The 22156-nt window shown below is 60.6% G+C and carries 20 protein-coding genes and 1 pseudogene; 13 read left to right on the forward strand and 8 right to left on the reverse strand.

Annotated features, from left to right (window positions below):
* Positions 1 to 397 precede the first annotated feature (397 nt).
* The gene (locus tag ABX74_RS27155) at positions 398 to 2095 is read right to left on the reverse strand and encodes a 3-ketosteroid-delta-1-dehydrogenase (protein WP_019747506.1); all 1698 of its coding nucleotides are present in this window, start codon (positions 2093 to 2095) and stop codon (positions 398 to 400) included.
* 187 nt (positions 2096 to 2282) lie between these two features.
* On the opposite strand from ABX74_RS27155, the gene ABX74_RS27160 reads away from it, so the two are divergent.
* The 5 genes from ABX74_RS27160 to ABX74_RS27180 all read left to right on the forward strand — a co-directional run bounded on the left by ABX74_RS27160 (position 2283) and on the right by ABX74_RS27180 (position 6692).
* Positions 2283 to 2675 carry a hypothetical protein gene (locus tag ABX74_RS27160; RefSeq protein ID WP_020968699.1) on the forward strand — a complete coding sequence of 131 codons (393 nt, stop codon included), beginning with the start codon at positions 2283 to 2285 and terminating at the stop codon, positions 2673 to 2675.
* A 15-nt stretch (positions 2676 to 2690) separates the two neighbouring features.
* Complete coding sequence (locus ABX74_RS27165) at positions 2691 to 3239, forward strand: hypothetical protein (protein ID WP_047890133.1); 549 nt, start codon at positions 2691 to 2693, stop codon at positions 3237 to 3239.
* A gap of 122 nt (positions 3240 to 3361) precedes the next feature.
* Complete coding sequence (locus ABX74_RS27170; RefSeq protein ID WP_047890134.1) at positions 3362 to 4756, forward strand: FAD-binding oxidoreductase; 1395 nt, start codon at positions 3362 to 3364, stop codon at positions 4754 to 4756.
* A gap of 164 nt (positions 4757 to 4920) precedes the next feature.
* Entirely contained in the window at positions 4921 to 5343 is a 423-nt protein-coding gene (locus ABX74_RS27175) for a hypothetical protein (RefSeq protein WP_020968696.1), read from the forward strand.
* Between the two features lie 98 nt (positions 5344 to 5441).
* Positions 5442 to 6692, forward strand: coding sequence for an amidohydrolase (locus ABX74_RS27180; RefSeq protein WP_019747511.1), 1251 nt, complete (start codon positions 5442 to 5444; stop codon positions 6690 to 6692).
* 18 nt (positions 6693 to 6710) lie between these two features.
* Here ABX74_RS27180 and ABX74_RS27185 read toward each other — a convergent pair.
* Positions 6711 to 7934, reverse strand: a pseudogene (locus ABX74_RS27185) (MFS transporter); the annotation flags it as partial.
* A 49-nt stretch (positions 7935 to 7983) separates the two neighbouring features.
* Between ABX74_RS27185 and ABX74_RS27190 the strand changes: the two are divergent.
* Both ABX74_RS27190 and ABX74_RS27195 read left to right on the forward strand, forming a co-directional pair.
* Positions 7984 to 8433 carry a winged helix-turn-helix transcriptional regulator gene (locus ABX74_RS27190; RefSeq protein WP_047890150.1) on the forward strand — a complete coding sequence of 150 codons (450 nt, stop codon included), beginning with the start codon at positions 7984 to 7986 and terminating at the stop codon, positions 8431 to 8433.
* A gap of 23 nt (positions 8434 to 8456) precedes the next feature.
* Positions 8457 to 9059, forward strand: a complete 603-nt coding sequence (locus tag ABX74_RS27195) for a hypothetical protein (protein WP_021343150.1) — start codon at positions 8457 to 8459, stop codon at positions 9057 to 9059.
* Between the two features lie 108 nt (positions 9060 to 9167).
* On the opposite strand, the gene ABX74_RS30860 is transcribed toward ABX74_RS27195, so the two are convergent.
* Positions 9168 to 9731 carry an RGCVC family protein gene (locus ABX74_RS30860; protein WP_310503999.1) on the reverse strand — a complete coding sequence of 188 codons (564 nt, stop codon included), beginning with the start codon at positions 9729 to 9731 and terminating at the stop codon, positions 9168 to 9170.
* Between ABX74_RS30860 and ABX74_RS27205 the strand changes: the two genes are divergently transcribed.
* The 3 genes from ABX74_RS27205 to ABX74_RS27215 all read left to right on the forward strand — a co-directional run bounded on the left by ABX74_RS27205 (position 9628) and on the right by ABX74_RS27215 (position 12628).
* Entirely contained in the window at positions 9628 to 9972 is a 345-nt protein-coding gene (locus tag ABX74_RS27205; RefSeq protein ID WP_019747516.1) for a nitroreductase/quinone reductase family protein, read from the forward strand. The genes ABX74_RS30860 and ABX74_RS27205 overlap by 104 nt on opposite strands.
* 234 nt (positions 9973 to 10206) lie before the next feature.
* Complete coding sequence (locus ABX74_RS27210) at positions 10207 to 10938, forward strand: response regulator transcription factor (protein ID WP_047890151.1); 732 nt, start codon at positions 10207 to 10209, stop codon at positions 10936 to 10938.
* Positions 10928 to 12628: a GAF domain-containing protein gene (locus tag ABX74_RS27215; protein ID WP_021343146.1), complete on the forward strand. Its 1701-nt coding sequence runs from the start codon at positions 10928 to 10930 to the stop codon at positions 12626 to 12628. The genes ABX74_RS27210 and ABX74_RS27215 overlap by 11 nt, the downstream gene beginning before the upstream one ends.
* 3 nt (positions 12629 to 12631) lie before the next feature.
* On the opposite strand, the gene ABX74_RS27220 is transcribed toward ABX74_RS27215, so the two are convergent.
* Positions 12632 to 13012 carry a VOC family protein gene (locus tag ABX74_RS27220; RefSeq protein WP_020906510.1) on the reverse strand — a complete coding sequence of 127 codons (381 nt, stop codon included), beginning with the start codon at positions 13010 to 13012 and terminating at the stop codon, positions 12632 to 12634.
* Positions 13013 to 13210: 198 nt separating this feature from the next.
* Here ABX74_RS27220 and ctaD point away from each other — a divergent pair, with 198 nt between their 5' ends.
* A complete protein-coding gene (ctaD, locus tag ABX74_RS27225; protein ID WP_047890136.1) occupies positions 13211 to 14953 on the forward strand; it encodes a cytochrome c oxidase subunit I in 1743 nt (580 codons plus the stop codon).
* A gap of 233 nt (positions 14954 to 15186) precedes the next feature.
* Entirely contained in the window at positions 15187 to 16023 is an 837-nt protein-coding gene (locus ABX74_RS27230) for a universal stress protein (RefSeq protein WP_047890137.1), read from the forward strand.
* 241 nt (positions 16024 to 16264) lie between these two features.
* On the opposite strand, the gene katG is transcribed toward ABX74_RS27230, so the two are convergent.
* From katG to ABX74_RS27245, 3 genes are all read right to left on the reverse strand, one after another.
* Positions 16265 to 18487 carry a catalase/peroxidase HPI gene (gene katG, locus ABX74_RS27235; protein ID WP_047890138.1) on the reverse strand — a complete coding sequence of 741 codons (2223 nt, stop codon included), beginning with the start codon at positions 18485 to 18487 and terminating at the stop codon, positions 16265 to 16267.
* 36 nt (positions 18488 to 18523) lie between these two features.
* On the reverse strand, positions 18524 to 18967 hold the full coding sequence (locus tag ABX74_RS27240) for a Fur family transcriptional regulator (RefSeq protein WP_020906505.1): 444 nt from the start codon (positions 18965 to 18967) through the stop codon (positions 18524 to 18526).
* Positions 18968 to 19083: 116 nt separating this feature from the next.
* Positions 19084 to 19416 carry a hypothetical protein gene (locus tag ABX74_RS27245; protein WP_037119238.1) on the reverse strand — a complete coding sequence of 111 codons (333 nt, stop codon included), beginning with the start codon at positions 19414 to 19416 and terminating at the stop codon, positions 19084 to 19086.
* A 73-nt stretch (positions 19417 to 19489) separates the two neighbouring features.
* Here ABX74_RS27245 and ABX74_RS27250 point away from each other — a divergent pair, with 73 nt between their 5' ends.
* Complete coding sequence (locus ABX74_RS27250) at positions 19490 to 19798, forward strand: amphi-Trp domain-containing protein (protein WP_024487387.1); 309 nt, start codon at positions 19490 to 19492, stop codon at positions 19796 to 19798.
* Between the two features lie 27 nt (positions 19799 to 19825).
* On the opposite strand, the gene ABX74_RS27255 is transcribed toward ABX74_RS27250, so the two are convergent.
* A complete protein-coding gene (locus ABX74_RS27255) occupies positions 19826 to 22123 on the reverse strand; it encodes a serine/threonine-protein kinase (protein WP_047890139.1) in 2298 nt (765 codons plus the stop codon).
* Positions 22124 to 22156 lie beyond the last annotated feature (33 nt).

Below are 22156 nucleotides of genomic sequence, written 5' to 3' on the forward strand. Positions count from 1 at the left end.
ACAGGGTGGGTGTCTACCCGGATGGTCGGAAATGGGGTGGAACATGGAGATCCTTGCGTTGCGGATGAGGAATCACCTCATACGCTGTCGCTTCACGACGCTCCACGCCACGGTTGAATTACCTGGGTACGTACCTGTTTTTGCGCTTTCGACCCGACCGGTCGATATCAGGCGCCACTTCATTCCACGGCATCTGGTGAAAAAATCAGTGCCTCACATCACTTCTGGAGACGATACCGCGCCTCGGTCACCCGGCACGTCAGCGTTACCGAGATGGGACATACAGCTGGCATTGCTGCTACACGCCGAACGGGAGACCAGTGCACGTTCCGGCATCGGAAACGCGCGCTGATCTCCCGTCAGGTCGATCTACTAGCTAGTGCATCTACGGTTTGAGCTACTTCTCTGCTGCGTGATGGGCCGCGATGTATCCGTAAACCAGCCCCTGGCCGATCGTCGCGCCGGCGCCTGGGTAGGTGTGACCGAATGCGTTGGCCGCAGTATTGCCGATCGCGTACAGGCCGTCGATGACGCTGCCGTCCTCACGAAGCACGCGTGCATTCTCGTCCGCCTGCACACCGCCGCAGGTGCCCAGGTCGCTGAGCGTCATCTTCACCGCATAGAGGGCGCTCTTGTCGAGCTGGCGCAGATTCGGGTTCGGAGACACTGTCGGGTCGCCGTAGTACCGATCGTATGCGCTGCCGCCGCGACCGAACTCCGCATCGCTACCTGCAGCAGCGGCCTCGTTGAACTTCTGGAAGGACTCGGCAAACGCATCCTCGGGGAGACCGACCTTGCGGGCGAGTTCGGCCGGACTGCTCGCCTGGTGCGCGATGCCGGACTCGAAGAATGCCTGCGGAAGGGGCTGACGGGGGAAGATACCGCCTGCGAACACGTAGCTGTTGCGGTACTCCTGGTCGAAAACAAACCACATCGACTCGGCCGGATCGCCAGCCTTTTCCCGTTCGAGCACGCGCTGGCCGAACGACATGTAGTCCGTCGCCTCGTTCACGAATCGACGACCGGTCTGGTCGACGATGAAAGAGCCGGGCAGCGCACGCTCTGCGAGCATCACCATCGGCGGGCGGCCCTTGATGCTTGCCACCGCGGGGAACCACCAGGACTGATCCATCGATCCGATACCTGCACCGAGCTCTTGTGCTGCCTCGATCGCTTCGCCGGTGTTGCCCTCTGCGCCCAGGCTCTCATGCTCACCGAGGCTCTCCGACTGGTACTTGTGGCGCCACTCCATGTTGTGGTCGAACCCGCCGGCTGCCAGGACGACACCGCGCCGAGCGGTCACCGTCACTTCACGTCCGTCTTGCACCACAACTGCACCCGTTACGCGGCCATCTTCGGTGATGAGCCGAACCAACGACGTTTCCGTCCACACCGGGATACCGGCCTGGACCACACCGGCGAACAGTCCGGCGGCGAGCGCCTGACCGCCCGCGATGTATTCACGCTTGAGGACGTACTTGCCGTAAACGCCTTGCGCCAGGCGGCGGATGATGCGGGGAAAAGCCTTGCTCGGCTTCTTCACCATCAGGTTCATCCACTTGTAATCCGCACCCGTCACCGGCATCGGCAGTCCGGCTTCCATCAAACCTGGGCGCAGGCGACCGCGTTCCGCTCCCAGTACCGACGCGTCGAACGGCAGGCACTCGCAGGTACGTCCGGCGGCGCTACCGCCCGGCAGTTCGGGGTGGTAATCGGAGTATTCCTTGGCCCAGAAGAACTTCATGGGCGTCGTGCGGTAGAGCATGTCGACAGTGGCCGCACCGTTGTCGACGAATGCTTCTCCTCGTTGGGCAGGGGCAGTATCACCGACCACCGAACGCACGTATGTCTTCGCTCGCTCAACGGTGTCGCCCGCACCGGCTTTCGCCAAGATCGGGTTGGCAGGCATCCAGAACGCCCCACCGGACCGCGCCGTCGAACCGCCGACGTACTGCGTCTTCTCCACGATCAGCGTGGACAAGCCGAGTTCGTTCGCGGTGAGAGCGGCAGCCATGCCGGTACCGGACCCGATCACCAATAGATCGACAACGATGTCCTTGGCTTGTGTCGCGGGGGGTGCCTGATTCTTAGCCATTGAACAAATCCCTTCACGTGGTTATCGACGTAGAACGCTAAGGCAGTCGCGGCGCAGAAGGTTCCGGATGCCCAGTCAGCGGGACATTGCGAGTGGATTGGCGAAAAACAGCTCCTGCCACGGTTCGGACGTTGTGGCCGTCTCAGCAGAACTACGCCTTGCCCTCGTCAACCTTTAGGCTGCTCTCGTGACGACAGACTCCGGCTTCGGCATCACTGACGAAGCGCTCGGCACCCTTGTCCGCGGGCACTACATCTTGTCCGACGGTGAGCGATTGGACGACGACTACTACAGCCTGACCTGCAACCTCGACGGGCGAGCCGTCGGATTTATCGCCCACTCACTCGAGCCTGACACCGTACGCGGCATGCTTCCCCGCCTACGCCACGTCGTCGACCAGCACCAGGCTCTTCATCGTCTGGCCGTCGAAGCGATTGTCAACGAATTCAGCGAAGAAGCTCCGTCACGAGGCGAAGTGATCGATGCACTGCGCGATTTGGTGCTCGAGTCCGTCGAGGTCTTTCCCGACAACTGCGATCCTCGTCTCGGACTATCTGCTGACGTTCCTCGGCACCGATGAAGAATAATCATCTACATGAAATGGAACACCCCTACAGAGACCGGCTGGTTCGTGAACCTTGCCGAAGGTGGTTCGGCCGTATCGATATTCGATCCGTCGGGGAGCGTCCAAGGCGAACTGATTCCCGCACCAGACGACGAATTAGTAAGCGTTTCCGGCGGGCGGAAGAGGAAATCGTCAACAGCCGAGCAGGATCGACCAAGGCTCACATTCCGCAAAGGCCGACCTGCATCACTTCGGTTGTCCGACGGAACGATCGGGACTCTGATCGACCAGAGACCCAAGGCCATGCGCCGCAAGAACAAGCTGTGCGAAGTCGATATCGCGGGCAGAAGATACCTCTTCGTTCATTCCTCGGGCCGAAAGGCAACAGCCCGGCGTGACGGAATCGTATTGGCACACATGGAACGTGGGCGATGGTCCGGTAGAAGTATCGTCACCAGAAGAACCCTCACGGCAACCGACGCCCTTGACGAATGTGTCCTGACACTGTTTCAGAAGGTAGTGACACCTGGACGTACCGGTGCCTTCGATCAGGTACTGACCGACCTCACCAACATATGACGTACGCCACATTCGGTGGATCTCAACCGCACTCGAGATACTAACTTTCAACTCTTAGGTCCACGGACATGCCCTGGACACAATGAGTTTCACATCTCGGATCGGAAGGCTGAAGCCAGATCATGGTCAATGTCGACGCTTTGAACACGCTCGCCCGACGATTGTCGCCGGGTGCGATGATCACAGATCCAGATCTACTCCAGTCCTATCGTCAGGACTGGAGTTTCGATCCCGCAGCCGGCACTCCGATCGCCGTCGTACGTGCTTCGACGACGGCAGATGTCCAGGAGACCTTGCGCTTCGCCAACAGTCACAATGTCCCGGTCATTCCACGGGGCGCCGGCACGAGCGTCGTCGGCGGATCCACCGCCGTCGACGGCGCTATCACCCTCAGCCTCGAGCGAATGAAATCTATTCGAGTGGACGTCTCGTCACGAACCGCGATCGTCGAACCAGGGGCAATCACCAATGACGTCAAGGCGGTTGCCGCGCGCGAAGGTTTGTACTATCCACCAGACCCGTCGTCTTATGAAATCTGTTCCATCGGCGGTAATGCCGCCACCAACGCAGGCGGACCGTGCTGCATAAAATACGGCGTCACCAGTGATTACATCCTGGGTATGACGGTTGTGCTGCCTGATGGATCCGTCGCCGAACTGGGCGGAAAACGGATCAAAGACACCCCAGGGCTTGCATTGACCAAGCTATTCGTCGGTAGTGAAGGAACGCTCGGTGTGATAACCGAACTGACGCTGCGACTCATCCCTCAGCCTCCGACTCCCCACACATTGGTGGCCTTCTTTCCACTCATGGCCGACGCAGTTGCCGCTGCCCGAGATATCACAAGTTCAATACGCCCTTCAGAACTCGAAATCCTCGACAACGCAGCGATCAAGGTGGCGGAAGAATTCCTCAACATGGAACTGGACACCGATGCCGGAGCACTCCTGATCGGGCGATCCGACGCCGGTAACGGCGCAGAGACAGAGATGAATTTGATGAGCACTCTCTGCGAAAAGCATCGAGCCACAGCTACATACGCTACCGACGACCCTCACGAAGGCGAACTGTTCATCCGCCCCCGCTATGCCGTTTACGAAGCCTTCGAGCAGAAAGGGGTGGTCATCGGCGACGACGTCGCGGTACCCATCGACAGACTCCCCGAGCTCACCGACGGTATAGCCGACATCGCGAAGCGCTACAGCACCACCATCGTCAGCTACACCCACGCAGCCGACGAGCTCACGCACCCAGTCCTCAACTACCCCATCGGAGACGTGGCCGCCGCTGAATCCGCCTCCGCGGCGCGACAAGAAATCTATCAACTCGTGAGCACTCTGGGCGGATTCGCAGCAACAGAATATGGTGTAGGACAAGATAAACGAGATCGCTTGTCGAACTCGCTCGATCCCGTCGTCAGCAAACTGAACAGGACCATCAAGAACGCTGTCGACCCCAACAACATCTTGAATCCGCGCGTTCTGATCCCCTCGAGCGGTTCGACGGACGGCATCTGAGGCCGCTACAGGTATCGAATAGCGACGAGTACCTGAATTCTCCTGTGCAACCGGATATGGTGAGGCTGTCGTCTTCAATGCGGCGGTGCAAGAAGGGAAGTTACGACCAAGACGTTATGTCGGGGAATAAGCAAATCGCCTGGATATGGCTGGAGGCCTCCGTGATGAATCTCGTTCGCCGACTGAGCGCCTGCACATCCGTCGTGATCACGTCGGCTCTGACGTCGGTAGCGCTCGCATCCGCTGCGGTGACCATTCCATTCCAGATCAACCCTGCGCCGTACGGCAACCCGAACGGCAGCTTCGACGCGCCGGCGGTCCGCTGCGTAGCTGTAGTCGGCGAACTACCCGGCACAGTGACGATCACCGGGGGCAAGGAAGACCGCTGGGGATGCCTGCTCTCGTCCGAAGTGCGCTGGCTGAACCTTTCGACCGGGGTCTCCGGCTCCGCTCGTCTCTCGGACGGTCTGAACGGAGTCCCGGCAGGGGCGATCGTGCAGACCGGGACCGGTCAAGTCGCTGTCGCCGTGACGTCTGTGGCCGGATCCATCATCACCCCAGGTGTCGCATCGTTCTACGTGCCGTAGCACCAGAACTCCGCATCGCGGACGCGGTGGGGCCTAAGGTCCTGTTTACCGACCCGTCATCCCGGTTAGCCTGAAAAGACGCTACCGAGAGGACTCTCATGACCTCGTCAGTGCACGAAACGATCGCAGTGGATCTGGATTTGATCGACCTGTACAAAGACCTCCACGGCAACCCGGAACTTGGATTTCACGAGCATCGAACATCCAGTCTGGTGGAAGGACATTTGACAGCACTGGGATTCGACACGACTACCGGCGTCGGGACAACCGGAGTCGTCGGAGTCCTGAAGAACGGAGCGGGCCCCACAGCGCTGCTGCGTGCGGACATGGACGCCCTCCCGGTTCGGGAAGAAACCGGATTGGACTACGCCAGCACCGTGACAACGACCGACGACCAGGGGAAGACCGTCTCGGTCAGCCACGCGTGCGGCCATGACCTGCATACGACCTGCTTACTCGGTGCAGCCCGGATCCTCTCGCAGGACACGACGACCTGGTCCGGCACTCTTGTCCTCGTCTTCCAACCGGCGGAGGAACTTGGCGCGGGTGCGCAAGCCATGGTCGACGACGGACTGTTCGAGCGATTCCCGAAGCCCGACATCGTTCTCGGCCAACACGTATCGCCGCTACCGGCAGGCACGATCGCCGGGCACGCCGGCCCCTCGTATGCGGGATCGGACTCACTTCGTGTGAGACTGGTCGGAAAGGGCGCCCACGGATCTATGCCGGAGAACTCGGTCGATCCCGTGGTCATGGCGGCCGAAACCGTGTTGCGTTTGCAAACTGTCATCTCACGCGAGGTCCCGAGTACTGCAACAGCTGTCCTCACCGTCGGCTCCATCCATGCTGGAGATGCCGCCAACGTCATTCCCGGCGAAGCAGAACTGCAACTCAACATCCGCAGCTACGACGCAGTTGTGCGTCAGCGCATCCTGGATAGCGTCGACCGCATCGTCCAGGGCGAAGCGGCCACCGCCGGCGCTCCCACCCCACCGACCATCACCGAGACGGAGCACTTTCCGATCGTCGTCAATGACCCGGCGGCGCTGGACAAGACACTTGATGCGTTTGCCGAATGGTTGGGGACGAACAAGATTCTCGATCCCGGCGCAGGAGCAGGTAGTGAAGACGTCGGCATTCTCGCGACCAGTGCCGGTGCGCCACTGTCGTACTGGTTGTTGGGCGGTACCGACCCTTCACTGTTCACGACAGGTGACATGACCGATCCGGCTTTGCGAACCGTGCCGTCGAACCACTCCCCGCACTACGCTCCCGTGATCGAGCCGACCCTGACCATCGGTGTGAACGCCTTGGTCGTCGCGGCCAGGACGTGGCTCCCAACTCCCTAGGGTGTTGCGGGTCCGCAATCGATCGACCGTCCACACGATCAAGGCTGCAAACGCGTAGGCGCCGCCGAGAATACTTGCAGCGCCCCACCCTGCCGCGTCGAAAACCATAGTGGTGGAAACCGCCCCAGCCGCGCTGCCCAACGAATAGAACACCATGTAACTACCGATGGTCCGCCCGGCCGATTCCGGTTCATCCGCGACGATCAGGTTCTGGCTCGAGACATGAACAGCCTGCACAGCGAAGTCCAACGCAACAACACCGACTACGAGTAACACCAGCGAGTGCGTCGCCTGCGCGTTGAAAACCCACGACAGCAAGAGAACGACCAACGACGCCCCGGTGACGCGTTGGGCTTTGCCTTGATCGGCCCAACGTCCGGCACCGACCGCGCCCAATGCTCCGACCAATCCGGCGATTCCGAAGAGCCCGATCTGTGTGGTCGACAATCGCCATGGCTCCTCGCTCAGTGGTAATGCCATACCGCTCCAGAGCGCACCGAAGGACGCGAACAGGAACAGGGTGATCAGAGCCCTCGTGCGAAATAGTCGGTTCGTAAGAGTCAATGTCACGACCGATCCCATTGCACCCACGTACGAACCCCGATCCGATTGCGAACGAAGGTCTTTCGGCAGCATCGTCAACGCGAGAGCCGCGATGAGGACCGAAATCAAGGTGGATCCGGCGTAGACCGCCCGCCAGCCTGCCAGATCCGCAACTGCGCCGGCGACAGTTCGAGCGAGGATGATGCCGACGACAACGCCGCTGGTGATCACACCGATGTTTGCGCCGCGCTCATCTGGGTCGCTGATTGCCGCAGCGTAGGCGACTACGACTTGAACGACGACCGAGAAGGTGCCTGCGACGGCCATCCCGATCAGCAGTTGCAGATTCGTGGCGGCCACAGCAACAAGCATCGTTCCTGTTGCAGCAGAGACGATCTGGATTGCGATCAATTTTTTGCGATTCACGAGATCGCTCAGTGGCACCAACACGATCAACCCCACCACGTAACCCATTTGGGCGAGCGCGACTACGAAGCCGAGGCCGGCCGGAGGGATGGAAAGATCTGAACCGATTTGCCCGAGGAGCGGCTGTGCGTAGTAGATATTGGCTACCGAGACACCGCAGAGCACCGCGAGCAACAGGCGAAATCCACGCGGCATTTTGAACTTGTCCCGTGCGTTCTCGACAGATTGACGTGCAGTCACTTCCACCTCAATTTGGTTGCGTTTTGATACCATTTGAAGACTATGTCAATACAGTTTTAAAACGCAACCAATGAGGAACCCGATGCCTGATCGCACGCAATGGACGGACCCACACTGCCCGACGGCCCGAGCGGCCGACATCATCGGCGACAGATGGTCGCTGTTGATCGTGCGAGACGCCTTCGACGGGTCGTCGAGGTTCAGTCAGTTTCAGCGAAACCTGGGCATCGCAAAGAATATCTTGACGGACAGGCTGAAAACCCTTGTCGAGCAAGGAATTTTCGAAGTCCGGCCGAACGAGCAAGGTACCCGCAACGAGTACATCCTGACCGGACGCGGTATGGATCTGTTCATCGTGATCACGAGCCTGCGGCAATGGGGAGAGCGCCACGCCTTCGATGACGATGAGCCACACTCGATCTTGATCGACGACACCACGGGCGATCCGGTGCCCAGGCTTCGACTGATCAACGCACGGAATATCGACCTGGACCCGGCAAGTACACATGTGGAGAAGGTCGAGGAAGGTTGACCCGCAACTCGCCAGATCGGTAGATGGGCGCACAGGATTCGAAGTTCGCGCATACTCCGATCATGACTGTCGATCTCGAGTTTTCCTGGCCGCAGTTTCTCTGGATTGCATTCATCTTCGTCGGCGTACCCACAACTATCGGCGCAAGCATCATCTGGACAATCTGGCGTTCGGAACGAACTGGCGTGGAGCACTCCACGACCGCCCTCGACGCCGGGCGCACGGGATCGGGCCCACTCGGACTGTGGCGCACCGGTCTGTTGGCCTTTGCGCTGGGCTTTCTGTCTTGTGTGGGCTGGCTCAGCTGGTCAGCCGACTACAAAGGCGGATTCCGCGGCCCCGGCCTGCCTGCCCCGACGCAGTTTCCTCCCTGGCAGGTGTTTGCCTGCGGATTAACGGTGATCCTCGCGTGTTTCGTTTCCGCGCATCGGTCGCGATGGATGAAGGCAGGCGGCCTGACTGCAGCTGCCGGCACGGCTGCGGGATTCACCACAGCATTCAGTATCGACGCCAGTACTGATGTCACCGGACAGGCAGGCGTGGGCGTCGCACTGTCCACGATCGGATGGGGCCTCACCCTTACCGCACTGATGCTTCTGCGCGGCAAGTGGTCGCGACGAGAATGAATCTATTGCTCAGTGCGGTTCACCCGCGGCGCGTTTCAGTGGCGCGGGCAGTGTCGTCGAGGTGGCAGTCGAATCTTGACGGAGGAATTGACGTGATGCCCAGGCGGATCAGTATCGCGAATAGTGCTGCATCTCCTCACGATCGGCAGCGCAGATGCACTTTCGATCGAGACCGCGGTCGGCTGTCACTGCGCAGAACCGAACGCCGAGCGGATCGTGGGATTCCATACTGTGCTGACACGCAGGGCAGATGGACGGCGTGTTCTGATCCGCGTCTGTCGACTCGGCTTGCCCTGGTGCATTCGACACATCGGACGGGTTCGACGCCATACAGGCGCTCCAGTTCTCGGCCGTTCGACCACAGACCGGGTTGGCGTCGAGGACGACATGGCTTGACCGCGCATATACGAATGACCCTCGACGTACCCCCACGCTACTCGCTTCGGCGCACCGGTTTGTACCAATTTCTGCCACGCGACAATCACCGTCGAGCAGGATAGAACTACAGCACGCACCATTTCCGTGCAGCGTTCGAATCCGTGCAGCATCCGAAGCGAAAGGGCTTCTTGTGAACACTTTCCAACGTGTATCCGCCGCCGTCAACGTAGTGGTCCAACCACTGATCGGCGCTCCGATCGTGGGCAAATTACTCGGCCGTTCAATGACCGTCATCACCTACGTCGGCCGCAAATCGGGACGTACCTTCAGCGCGCCCGTGTCCTACAAAAGAAAAGGCGACCATGTGACGATCGGAGTTGCCATGCCGGACAAGAAAAGCTGGTGGCGCAATTTCTATCCGGAACAAGGCCCCATCGTTCTCCAACTGGACGGTATCGATCGTCCTGGCGAAGCCCTCGCACATCGAAAAGGCAAGGGAGTTTACGTTTCGGTCGAACTCGCGCCTACGGACTGAAACGATCGAAACGGCACCGGCGCAATCACATTCACTTCACACTGATCGCCTAGCCGTACCTCGGTGATCCATATCTCGTCGCGATCGGGACCTTTGACTCTGTGCAATCGACACTCGGTCTCGCACCGTTCGACGCGGGTTTTTTGTCGACCGTTTGACGAACAACCCGTCCTTGCCAGTACATTACCGTCCGGTAACATCGATGGCAGGCGCGAGCTGGAAGAGGTGACCACCGTGACGATCGGCATCTATCTGGTCGACGACCACGAGATCGTCCGTCGTGGATTGGCAGACCTGTTGAATCAGGTATCGGGATTCAACGTTGTGGGCGAGGCGTCGTGTGTTCGCGAAGCTTCGGATGGAATACCCGAATGCCGACCCGACGTGGTCGTCATGGACGTCAGACTTCCCGACGGCAACGGTGTGGAACTGTGCCGGGAACTGGCGTCGACCTGTCCGGAAGCGGCCACGTTGATGCTCACGTCGTACTCCGACGACGACGCCCTACTCGACGCCCTGATCGCCGGCGCACGCGGATTCGTCCTCAAGAACATCCGCGGCCACGACCTGGTATCCGCGATCCATACGGTCGCCACCGGCAAATCGCTGTTGAACACTCAGGCGGTGGTCGGTTTGGTCCGGCGCATCCGATCCGAGCAGGAGTCGGGCACTGCGGCAGCACTGTTGACCGATCAGGAACTGTTGATCTTCGAGTTGATCGGCAAGGGGCTGAGCAATCGAGAGATCAGCACGCACGCGGAACTCTCGGAGAAAACAGTCAAGAACTACGTCTCACGCATCCTCGAAAAACTGGGTCTCGAACGTCGAACGCAGGCTGCAGTTCTGGCGACCAAGATTCGTGCGGGCACTGCTTACCCGGATCCATCGGGACAGGCGACCACACACCTACTGACGCCGTCCGGTTCACCATTCTCCGCCACTACAGGCACACACCATGCCAGGTAGCCGCGACGCACTCATGCTCAGCCTTTTCGGCGACATCGCCGGAAGCGCAGAGCTGACTGCCCTCAACCCGACTGCAATTCCCAAGCTGCTCAGTGCCGTATTGACTGTCGGGTCCACCCTCCAACTCGACGAAACGCTGCAACAGATAGTCGACGTAGCAAGACATGTGCTCGAAGCGGACTACGGTGCGCTCGGCGTGAAGTCTCCCGACGGCCGCTTGTCGCGCTTCATCCATTCCGGTTTGAATCAGGGGCAGGTTGCCAAGATCGGGCATCTTCCCGAAGGTCACGGACTGCTGGGCCTGGTCGTTCAAGAACCTTGTCCGGTTCGAACCGACCGAATCGCCTCACACCCGTCCTCGGCGGGGTTTCCAACCAATCACCCACCGATGGACACGTTTCTCGGTGTTCCGATCTTCGTCAGGGGCGAGGTGTTCGGCAGCATCTACCTCGCGGACAGCTCGGAACGGACTGCATTCGACGACCGTGACGAGGCCGTACTCCAGATTCTGGCAAACGCTGCGAGCATCGCCATCGACAATGCGCGTCTGTTCGAGGAATCCCAAACGCGGGAAGCGTGGCTCAAGGCCGTCGCCGCCGTAAACGCACGCCTGCTCAGTGGAGGATCTCGCGACGAGACACTGGCCGAACTGGTTCGCACGACGCGCCGTCTCACCGACGGCAATCTGGTGTGCATAGTTCGCTACGACCTCGGCGAAGGGCCGGGTGTTCACGTCGCAGAATCCCGGACTCGCGGGATGACCGTCTCGGACGGCACAGTTCTCGATCTTTCCGGAACCGTGATCGACGAAGCTGCCCGCAGCCGGCGAACGATTTCCGCCCCCAGCGCCAGTGCTGTTCCGGCACTGCATGTTTCCAGCGAGGAATCCGTCGTCGCACTCCCATTGTCGGGAACCTCGTTCGGCGGCGGCGTCCTCTTCGCGTCACGCCGCAGCGATCGTCCGTGGGGCGTCGACGAGATCGAGCAGCTGACGGCAATGGCCGACATCGCCGCTGTCACTGTTGAATTCGCCGAACAGCAACGAAAAGAGCGACTGGTCGACGTCCTCGAAGATCGAGACCGAATCGCGCGTGATCTTCACGACCACGTCATTCAGCAGTTGTTCGCCACCGGATTGAGTTTGCAGGGGGCATTGCAACGTCCCGGCGACGAGGAAACCATTCGCACGGTGTTGGACAACTCCGTTGATCAACTCGATCGAACGGTCCGCGAAATCCGCACCGCAGTCTTCGACCTCCACACGAGTGAGATGTCGACTCCCACAAGCCTGCGACGCCGATTACTCGACGCCGTCAACGGTCTGTCCGGTCACTCGTCGATCACTCCCAGCGTCACTTTCGAGGGGACCATCGATAGTTCCGTCCCGGCTCGACTCGCCCCGCACGCCGAAGCCGTTGTGCGAGAAGGGTTGAGCAATGCTCTGCGGCACGCCCATGCCAACGCCATCGACGTCACCATCCGGGCAACGGAAGATCTTGTCATCAGCATCGTCGACGACGGTGTGGGAATCGACCAGGCAACCAGAATCCACGGTCTCGACAACCTGGCGACCCGCGCTCGTCAGTGCGGCGGCTCGAGCAACATCACCAGCGAGAACGGCGTCACCGAATTGGTGTGGCGAGTTCCGCTGAGCCCCAGGCGAAGTCCGTTGTCAATCCAGCACCGTTGAGCGTCAGAGCGGATCCAGTTGGGCCTTGAGCAGGCAGAACTCGTTACCTTCTGGATCGGCCAGGACATGCCATTGTTCCTGCCCCGTCTGGCCGATGTCGGCCGGCCGCGCACCAAGACCCAATAGGCGTTCCAGTTCGGCTTCCTGATCGCGGTCGGTGGCGTTGACGTCGATATGCAGGCGGGGCTTACCCTTCTCCGGTTCGTCTCTGCGACTGAGGATGATCGTCGGCTGCGGACCGCCGAACCCTTCGCGCGGGCCGATCTCCAGAGAACCGTCGTGCATTCGATCGAGCACGACGAAGTCCAGGACCTCGCACCAGAACCGCCCCAGAACCTCAGGATCCCGGCAACCGAGCACCAATTCACTGATACGACATGCCATGACAACTCGCTTTCCATCCGCAAGGACAATTGTCTTTCGACCGTACCGGACCACGTGAGCTACGCCATGCCGCCCTGTCCGATCCTCGGGACCTTTTCCCCTCGTCCGAGGTCGTGGCCGCCGCGATCATTGCGTTTATGTTCCACAGTCCCAAGAATTCTCGGTATTTCGTCACGTCGATGCGCACAGGCGGCCGTCGTGGTTGATCTCGCGCCCCGGCCGGTCGACGAGGTCGATATCCACCTCGGCGCAACTCCCCGGACCGCTCCGAAGGGTTCGAAACTGGTCGAGATCCTGAGGACCACCGATCACAAGATGATCGGGCTGATGTACATCGTGACATCGTTTGCCTTCTTCCTGATCGGCGGACTGATGGCGCTGCTCATGCGCATGGAATTGACTGTCCCGGGAATGCAATTCCTGTCAAACGAGCAGTACAACCAGTTGTTCACCATGCACGGCACGATCATGCTCTTGCTGTACGCGACCCCGGTCTTCTTCGGATTCGCCAACTACCTCATGCCGCTGCAGATCGGCTCGCCGGACGTGTGTTTCCCGCGGCTCAATGCGTTCAGCTACTGGTTGTATCTCTTCGGCGGCCTGATCGCCTCCGCCGGGTTCGTAACACCCGGTGGTGCAGCAGATTTCGGCTGGACCGCTTACGTGCCACTCACCAGCGAACTCCACTCCCCCGGTATGGGTGCCGACCTGTGGATCATCGGGCTTACTCTCGGCGGCGTCGGCACCATCCTCGGCGCAGTCAACATCGTTTCGACGATCGTCTGCCTGCGGGCCCCCGGGATGACGATGTTCCGCATGCCGATCTTCACGTGGAATGCGCTGGTCGCCAGCATGCTGATCCTCCTCGTTTTTCCGCTGCTCGCTGCTGCCTTGATCGGGCTGTGGGTGGACCGGCACCTGGGAGCGCATTTGTTCGACCCCGCGACAGGTGGAGTCATGTTGTGGCAGCACCTGTTCTGGTTCTTCGGCCATCCCGAGGTCTACATTCTGGCGCTTCCGTTCTTTGGCATAGTCTCCGAGATCTTCCCTGTCTTCAGCCGCAAGCCGATCTTCGGATACACCGGATTGGTCTACGCAACACTGGGAATTGCAGCTCTGTCGATCGCTGTGTGGGCGCACCACATGTACGCAACCGGCGCCGTTCTCCTCCCCTACTTCTCGTTCATGACCTTCTTGATCGCAGTTCCCACCGGAGTCAAGTTCTTCAACTGGATCGGCACGATGTGGAAGGGGCAGTTGACTTTCGAGTCGCCGATGCTGTTCTCCGTCGGCTTCCTGGTCACATTCCTGTTCGGCGGACTCTCCGGCGTAATTCTCGCAAGCCCGCCCCTGGACTTTCATGTCACCGACTCGTACTTTGTTGTCGCGCATTTCCACTACGTCCTCTTCGGAACAATCGCGTTCGCGACATACGCCGGAATCTATTTCTGGTTCCCGAAAATGACCGGCCGGATGTTGGACGAGAAGCTCGCCAAGATTCACTTCTGGTTGACTCTGATCGGCTTTCACGCGACATTTCTCGTCCAGCATTGGCTCGGCGCTCAGGGTATGCCTCGGCGGTACGCGGATTACCTGCCGTCGGACAATTTCACTCTTCTCAACACGATCTCGACCGTCGGCGCGTTTGTGCTCGGAGCCTCGACGATTCCGTTCATCTGGAACGTTTTCAAGAGCTATCGGTACGGCAGGATCGTGACGGTCGACGATCCCTGGGGATTCGGAAACTCACTCGAATGGGCGACGTCCTGCCCGCCACCACGACACAACTTCACCGAACTCCCCCGAATCCGCAGTGAACGGCCGGCATTCGAACTGCACTACCCCCACATGGTCGAGAGGATGCGCGACGAGGCGCACGTCGGACTGCTTGGCCACAAGCCGGTTTCCACGGTAAGCACAGAGGTGAAACGACATGAATGACGGCACGAAGTATCGAGCTTGGGCGGAAAGTCAGCAAGTTGAACGCCGAGCGAAACCAGGCCATCTCCTGATGCCGTTGCTCGTCCTCATGTTCGCAGTCACGACGCTCGTGTGGTTGCCTCTGACAACTGCCGCTTGCTCGATGGTAGTTGCAGGATTGCTGTTCGGCACTGTCCTGCAAGCCAGTTCGCATTCAACAGAACCTTCGACAGACATAACGCGAGGAGCTCGGAATGACCTCCCAACGTTCGACTGACGTCTTCACCTCGGAGTGGTCCGCAGACGGAGCGGTCGTCGTGTGCATCGATGGATCCCCGCTGCGCACCGACGTGATCACGTGGGCGGCCGAGTTCGCGCATCGCCACAGTCTCTGGATGCGAATAGTTTTCGTAGCTCCGAATACTGGCGATCCGAATACCTCGGCATCACCGACCGGCCTGTTCATGGAAGCCATTCAGATCGCAGAGTCGGTGTCGCCAGATCTTCGGATCCGGACCGATCTGATCTCCGGGGAGAACACCGCAATCCTCACCGCGTTGACGTCCGAGGCTGCCTTGATCGTCAACCCGTTGATCGTCACACCACAGGACGATCTCACTGCACCCGCCCCGGCATGTTCATTCGCAACAGTCGGAACTTCGTGTCAAAGCCAGGCTACGGCTGATCTTCCCGTTGTCGTCGGTTTGGACGGAAGCGCCTACAGCGAAAGCGCTTTGGCCATTGCATTCAAGGAAGCCGAGGCGGCGAGCACCGAACTGGTCGTCGTGCACGCCGCCCCGCCCGAGGCCGAGCTGAGTCGAAACTTCGCAGCCGGGCACGCGCCCCAGCATTCGACGCCGCTGACGTGGCAACTGTCAGGTTGGGCCACGCTCTACCCAGGCGTCACCATCCGACAGATCGAGTACGACGGCCCCTCGGTTGCCATTCTGGAACAACTCTCCACCGAGGCACGGCTTCTCGTCGTGGGCCGGCGCGGCCGAGGTTCGTTCGACGACACCGCTCTCGGCACCACGAGCAGTGCAATGGTTCGAAAAGCTCACTGCCCGGTCATCGTTGCGAGCGAAGCCTGAATTGGATCCTCGCTCGGTCAGAACCCGTAACTGTGGATGGGTGCGAGCTGACCGGCGTGGTGGGCTTCGATCACGAAACGCTCGTGGTCAACAAACTCTCCGGGAGTTCGTCAACCGGCCACCACCGCAGATCTGCAGATTTCAACGGCTCCATCCGGCGTGGTTCACCCGACCACGTGCGGGAAACGACGGCGCCCCGCGAGAACAAAGCCCGCGGGGCGCCGTCGGCTAATCTGCTGAATCAGTTGACGTCGAACCTGTCGAGGTCCATCACCTTGGTCCAGGCGGCAGCGAAGTCCTCGGCGAACTTCTGCTTCGCGTCTTCGCTGGCGTACACCTCGGAGAGTGCGCGTAGTTGCGAATTCGATCCGAAAACGAGGTCGACCGCAGTTGCCGTGTACTTCGGATCTCCAGTCGCCCGATCAACCCCGTCGTAGACGTTCTCTTCCGTCTTCGACGGCTTCCACTCGGTACCCATGTCGAGAAGGTTGACGAAAAAATCGTTGGTCAACGTCTCGGGACGGTCGGTGAACACCCCGTGGCCGGTCTTGCCGAAGTTCGCGTTCAGCGCGCGAAGTCCGCCGACCAGAACTGTCACCTCGGGCGGGGTCAGCGACAGCATGTACGCGCGGTCGACCAACAGAATCTCTGCCGGAATTTTCTCCCCTCCCTTGAGGTAGTTCCGGAATCCGTCGGCCCGGGGTTCGAGTACCTCGAACGAGTCGACGTCTGTCTGCTCCTGAGTCGCATCCGTACGTCCCGGCGTGAACGAGACCGTGATGTCTTGTCCGGCGTTCTTCGCAGCCTGCTCGACTGCCGCTGTACCACCCAGAACGATCAGGTCGGCAAGTGAAACCTTGGCTCCACCAGCCTGGTTGAATTCCTGCTGAACTCGCTCGATGGTCTGAAGCACCGCGGAGAGGGCTGCGGGCTCGTTGACTTCCCAGTTCTTCTGCGGCTCCAGGCGAATTCGAGCACCGTTGGCGCCGCCGCGCATGTCAGTGCTGCGGAAGCTCGCGGCCGACGCCCACGCGGTCGACACCAACTGTGAGACGGACAGCCCGGAATCGAGAAGTCGACTCTTGAGGATCGCGATGTCCGCGTCCCCGATCAGTTGATCATCGGCCGAGGGAACCGGGTCCTGCCACAACTGCGGTTCGGGAACCCACGGTCCAAGGTAGCGCGTGACCGGTCCCATGTCGCGATGCAGGAGCTTGTACCAAGCCTTGGCGAACTCTTCAGCGAATTCTTCGGGATGATCGAGCCAACGCCGTGTGATTTTCTCGTACGTCGGATCCAGGCGTAGGGAGAGGTCGGTGGTCAGCATCGTCGGAGTACGTCCGGCCGTCGAATCGAACGGATCCGGGATCGTGCCGGCCCCCGCGCCATCCTTCGGGATCCACTGCCACGCACCCGCCGGGCTCTTGGTCAGCTCCCAGTCGTATCCGTACAGAATCTCCAGGAAAGTGTTGTCCCACTTCGTCGGAGTGGGAGTCCACACGACCTCGAGACCACTGGTGATCGCGTCCTTACCCACGCCCGTACCGAAGGCGCTCTTCCAGCCCAGTCCCTGTTGCTCGACGGGTGCGCCTTCCGGTTCGGGTCCGACGAGGTCGGCCGGACCGGCACCGTGTGTCTTGCCGAAGGTGTGGCCGCCGGCGATCAGCGCGGCCGTTTCCACGTCGTTCATCGCCATGCGAGCGAAGGTTTCTCGGATGTCGCGGGCGGCCGCTACCGGGTCCGGTTGTCCGTTGGGTCCTTCGGGATTGACGTAGATCAGGCCCATCTGAACTGCGCCGAGCGGTCCGGACAGCTCACGGTCTCCGCTGTAGCGCTCGTCGCCGAGCCAGGTGTCCTCAGGACCCCAGTAGATCTCCTCGGGCTCCCAGATGTCTTCTCGGCCGAAGCCGAAGCCGAAGGTCTTGAACCCCATCGACTCCAGAGCGCAGTTGCCTGCGAACACCAGCAGGTCGGCCCAGGAAACCTGCTTTCCATACTTCTGCTTGACCGGCCAGAGCAGGCGACGTGCCTTGTCGAGGCTGGCGTTGTCCGGCCAACTGTTGAGCGGGGCGAAACGCTGAGCGCCTTGACCGCCACCGCCGCGGCCGTCTGCGATGCGATAGGTGCCGGCAGCATGCCAGCTCATACGCACGAAGAGTCCGCCGTAGTGTCCGTAGTCGGCCGGCCACCAATCCTGCGACGCCGTCATCAAGGCAATGACGTCGCGCTTGAGCGCCTCGACGTCGAGCTTGGCAAATTCCTGCGCATAATCGAAGTCGGCTCCCATCGGATTCGACTTGGACGAATGCGCATGCAAGACAGAGAGATCCGGCTGATTCGGCCACCAGTCCCGGTTGGTTCTCGGACGATTCCCGGTCGGTGTCGGAGACGGGATCGCGGGGTTTTCACTTTCGCTGGTGCTCGCGGTGTTTCCATCGTGAGCAACCGGGCAACTATCGGACACGGTAATCCCTCCATGAGCGAGTAGAACGGACTTCGATCACGGGTGTGATCGCAAACTCTGAGTTGTCGAACAGTCGGCACACAGGCCCCAGTAGATGACCTCGGCTTCATCGAGGACGAAGCCGTTGTGCGCCGACGGCGTCAAGCACGGTGCCTCTCCGACTGCACAGTCGACATCTGCAACGACCCCGCAGGACCGGCAGACGACGTGATGGTGGTTGTCACCGACGCGAGACTCGTACAGCGCCACCGATCCGGACGGTTGGATCCGCCTGATCAGCCCGGCGTCGGTGAGAGCGTGCAACACGTCGTAGACCGCCTGCCGCGACACCCCTGGCAGAACAGCCCGCACAGCATCGAAGACAGTCTCGGTGGCTGCGTGTGGGCGTGCATGCACAACCTCGAGCACCGTGACTCTGGGACGAGTCACGCGAAGCTCAGCGTTACGCAGTTGGGCTGCATAATCCGGCGTCGAAGGCACCTTTCCACTATTGCGCAATCTTCTGGACTGAACCCAGACTTTCGCGAAAATCCTCGCCTACGCGGATTTGCCGACCGATTCGTCAGCGCTCCGAACAGGACGAACGGGCCCGGGAATCATGGGAGATGAACTGGGGGTAGGTCTTGTTGCGCCAGTCGCAGTTCAGCGGCGGCGATGACGCCGGGGAAGTAGTAGTGCCCCTCCGGCGACTGAACAAGAGATGCAGCGTCGATACCGTCGACTTCCCATACGTCAACCGCGCCGCCGGTGTTGTTCATTCTGACAAACCAGTCCCGTTCGCCCTCGTCGCTGGCGAGGAAGCATCCCTCCTGCTCTGCTCGTAGACTTCCTGCGATTCCGCGAGCTGAGCCCATTCGGCGCCAGTCCAATCCATACCGCTGGATCGACGCACGGTTCAAGGCGGAGGTGACGTGGTAGCGGGTCGACATCGTCCAAAGGTAACAATCTTCCGTTTGTTCCAACTACGGTGAAGGGGAGAATCCGCCGAGGTCAGGAGTGATCGTGCCCAAATTGGAGATCAAGAGGAAGTCACAACTCTCACGGCAGGAAGTCGCCGACCGACTCATCGCCCTCGGCCAGGCCCTCGCCAGTGGATCGGAAGTGGAACTGGGGTCGGGTGGGGACTCGATCGAAATCAGTGTTCCGGAACAGGTTCGGTGGGAACTCGAGATCGAAGTCGACGGCAACGAGGTCGAGATAGAAATCGAGATTCACTGGCGCGACGACCCTCAGGAAGAATCAGAAGAGAAGTCTCCGCCGCCCACCAAAGCAGTTCGTCGCAGCCGACCGCGCAAGAGCACTGCCAAATAGGCCAACCCGGGTGCGGTTGTCAGGCAATTACGGAGACGCCGACACCTCGAGAGACACAACGCGCAGCAGTGCTCGGAGATCACTTTCGATCCGTCGAAACAGTTGATACACAACGATGAAGCCCGCGATCCCGCCCAGACACAGCGCACGGACGGTTGCGTTGAGTTCCTCCCCTGCCCCGGAACCGACAAAACTGAGTCCCGCGATTCCCACCAGTGGAACCGACGCCGCGACTGCGAGGTAACGCGTGCTGCTCCGACCCAACGAGCGAATATCGCGTCCGTCGTCGCTTCGTAACTCGCCGTGTGACAACAAGATCGGATACAGACATCGAACCGAGTAGTACGTCAGGATGAAGAACGGATACGCGACTGCGACGGCGCCGCACACTGCCAGCGACGACATCAGGTGCACGTATGCTCGTTGCGGAATACCTCCGGCGGCAATCTGCAACGCAACTGGATATGCGATACCGGCCAGGACCCACAGACCGAATGCGATCACCACCGCGCGGTGTCCGACGTTCAGCGTCGCGGTACGCGCTTTGTTCAAGACCTCCGCGCTGTACGTCTGACCGTGACGCAGTCCGTGAGGCACAGTGAGCGCAAGCCGGCACCAATACAGGATCGCCGCGGCACCGAGCGAGAACGCGGCCACCCCGATGACCAGATGAACCTGCTCGAGGTGCTGCTGAGCCTGGGGCGAGAGTCCCGAGATGATCAGCATCTTGTTGTAGTAGTAGTTGTAGCCTGCCGCCAGGAGATTCGGAATTCCGATCGCGGCCAGAAGAATCGGCAGTGCCCACTTCCACAACGTCGAACGCGGGCTCCCTTCCGGTGGGTCCACCAGGTTCCGGGCAGACCGGTCCAGACACAGTGCGAACTGACGGGCAAGCTTTCGTCCGCCAGACCACCTTCCGTCTCTCTCGGGCGAAAGAGACTTCACCAGTACTCGGCGCAGCGCCGGCGGGCAGTCGTCCGGTAACCGGGCCTCGGCCGCGGAATCCACTCCACGCCGGCGTGCCTCGAGCGCCTTCTTGGGCGACGGTGGGTTCTGCCCCGTGCCGTCGTCCGTGAAAGGCCTACTCCCGGTGAGGAGTTCCCACAGCATCACGCCGAGTGCATAGATGTCGCTACGGGTGTCGAGTGTGCCGGGAGACCCCACGGCACAGGCCTCCAACTGCTCTGGAGACATGTAGGCGAGCGAGCCTCCGACAAAGCAGGCAGCGTCCTCGGTCGAGACCTCCTCGCTCGAACTGACGTTGAAATCGGCGAGTTTGGGAATGCCTTCGACACTGAGAAGTACGTTCGCCGGCTTGATGTCCCGATGTAGTACGCCGTGCTCACGCGCGTACTCGAGGGCGTCGGCCAGTCTCATTCCCATCCAGGCCACGGTCTCCGGCCACGACATCGCTGCGATCTCGTTACGTAAACTCGTCTCGCTCGGTTTCATCTCCCCCTTCTTCGCCAGGGTCTGATCGATGGCGTCGAGAAGTAGTTGTCCGGACCGCTGAGCCTGCGGTGTCACGCGGACAAGTTTGACCACGTCGAGCAAGGTCCCGCCTGGCACGTATTCCATGAACAGAACTCGCAGTGCGCGTTCCTCGAGCAGCCGTTGATCGAAGACGCGAACAATGTTGGGATGGTCGAGTTGGGCGAGAGTCTGCGGCTCGACCCCGACGTTGCGCGAGATTTTCAACGCAACCCACCGCTGCATCGACAGTTGCCGTGCCAGGAACACTCGGGCGAATGCACCGTGCCCGAGTTCCAACACCAGTTCGAAATCATCGAGGCGCTGCCCGATCTCGAACTCGTCGAAACCCGAGAGCCCCAACATCATCACGTCTTCGCGGCCGGCCATCGAATCACGGTCGAACAACCGCTCGAAACCCTCTGCCTGCAAAGGGAACTCGCTGAGGTACTCGGCCGCTACGACGTCCTCCCCGCCCTGCTTCCGCAGCCGGAACTCCTCGTACAGAAGCTCGGCCGGTAGTGGCTCTTCGAGCAATTCCGGGTACTCGGCGCAATACTCCGTGAGTCGTTTCGGACCGTCATTCTTCAGCCAGCGGTACTCCATGTCGATTCCGACCAGTTCGATCAGCGCGCCCCGACGAATCTTGGCTGGATCGGGCAGATATTCACTCAGGTCGGACGGCGTTCGTCCCGCCTCCCAGTCCCCGACCAGGCGCCCGAGACCGTCGGCATCGTTCGATTCGCCACGTACTACTGGCAGTGCGGACAGGCGCAACTCGGTGACGGTGCCCCGTTCGGTCAGGGGCCCGCTCGCGACTGTCGCGTCACTGGCCTGCGCACCACGTTCATTCATGAGTTCTGCTCCGCACCTCGAGCACGATGAATC

The sequence above is a fragment of the Rhodococcus sp. ARP2 genome (genome assembly GCF_001029585.1).
GTDB classification, from domain to species: domain Bacteria; phylum Actinomycetota; class Actinomycetes; order Mycobacteriales; family Mycobacteriaceae; genus Rhodococcus_F; species Rhodococcus_F erythropolis.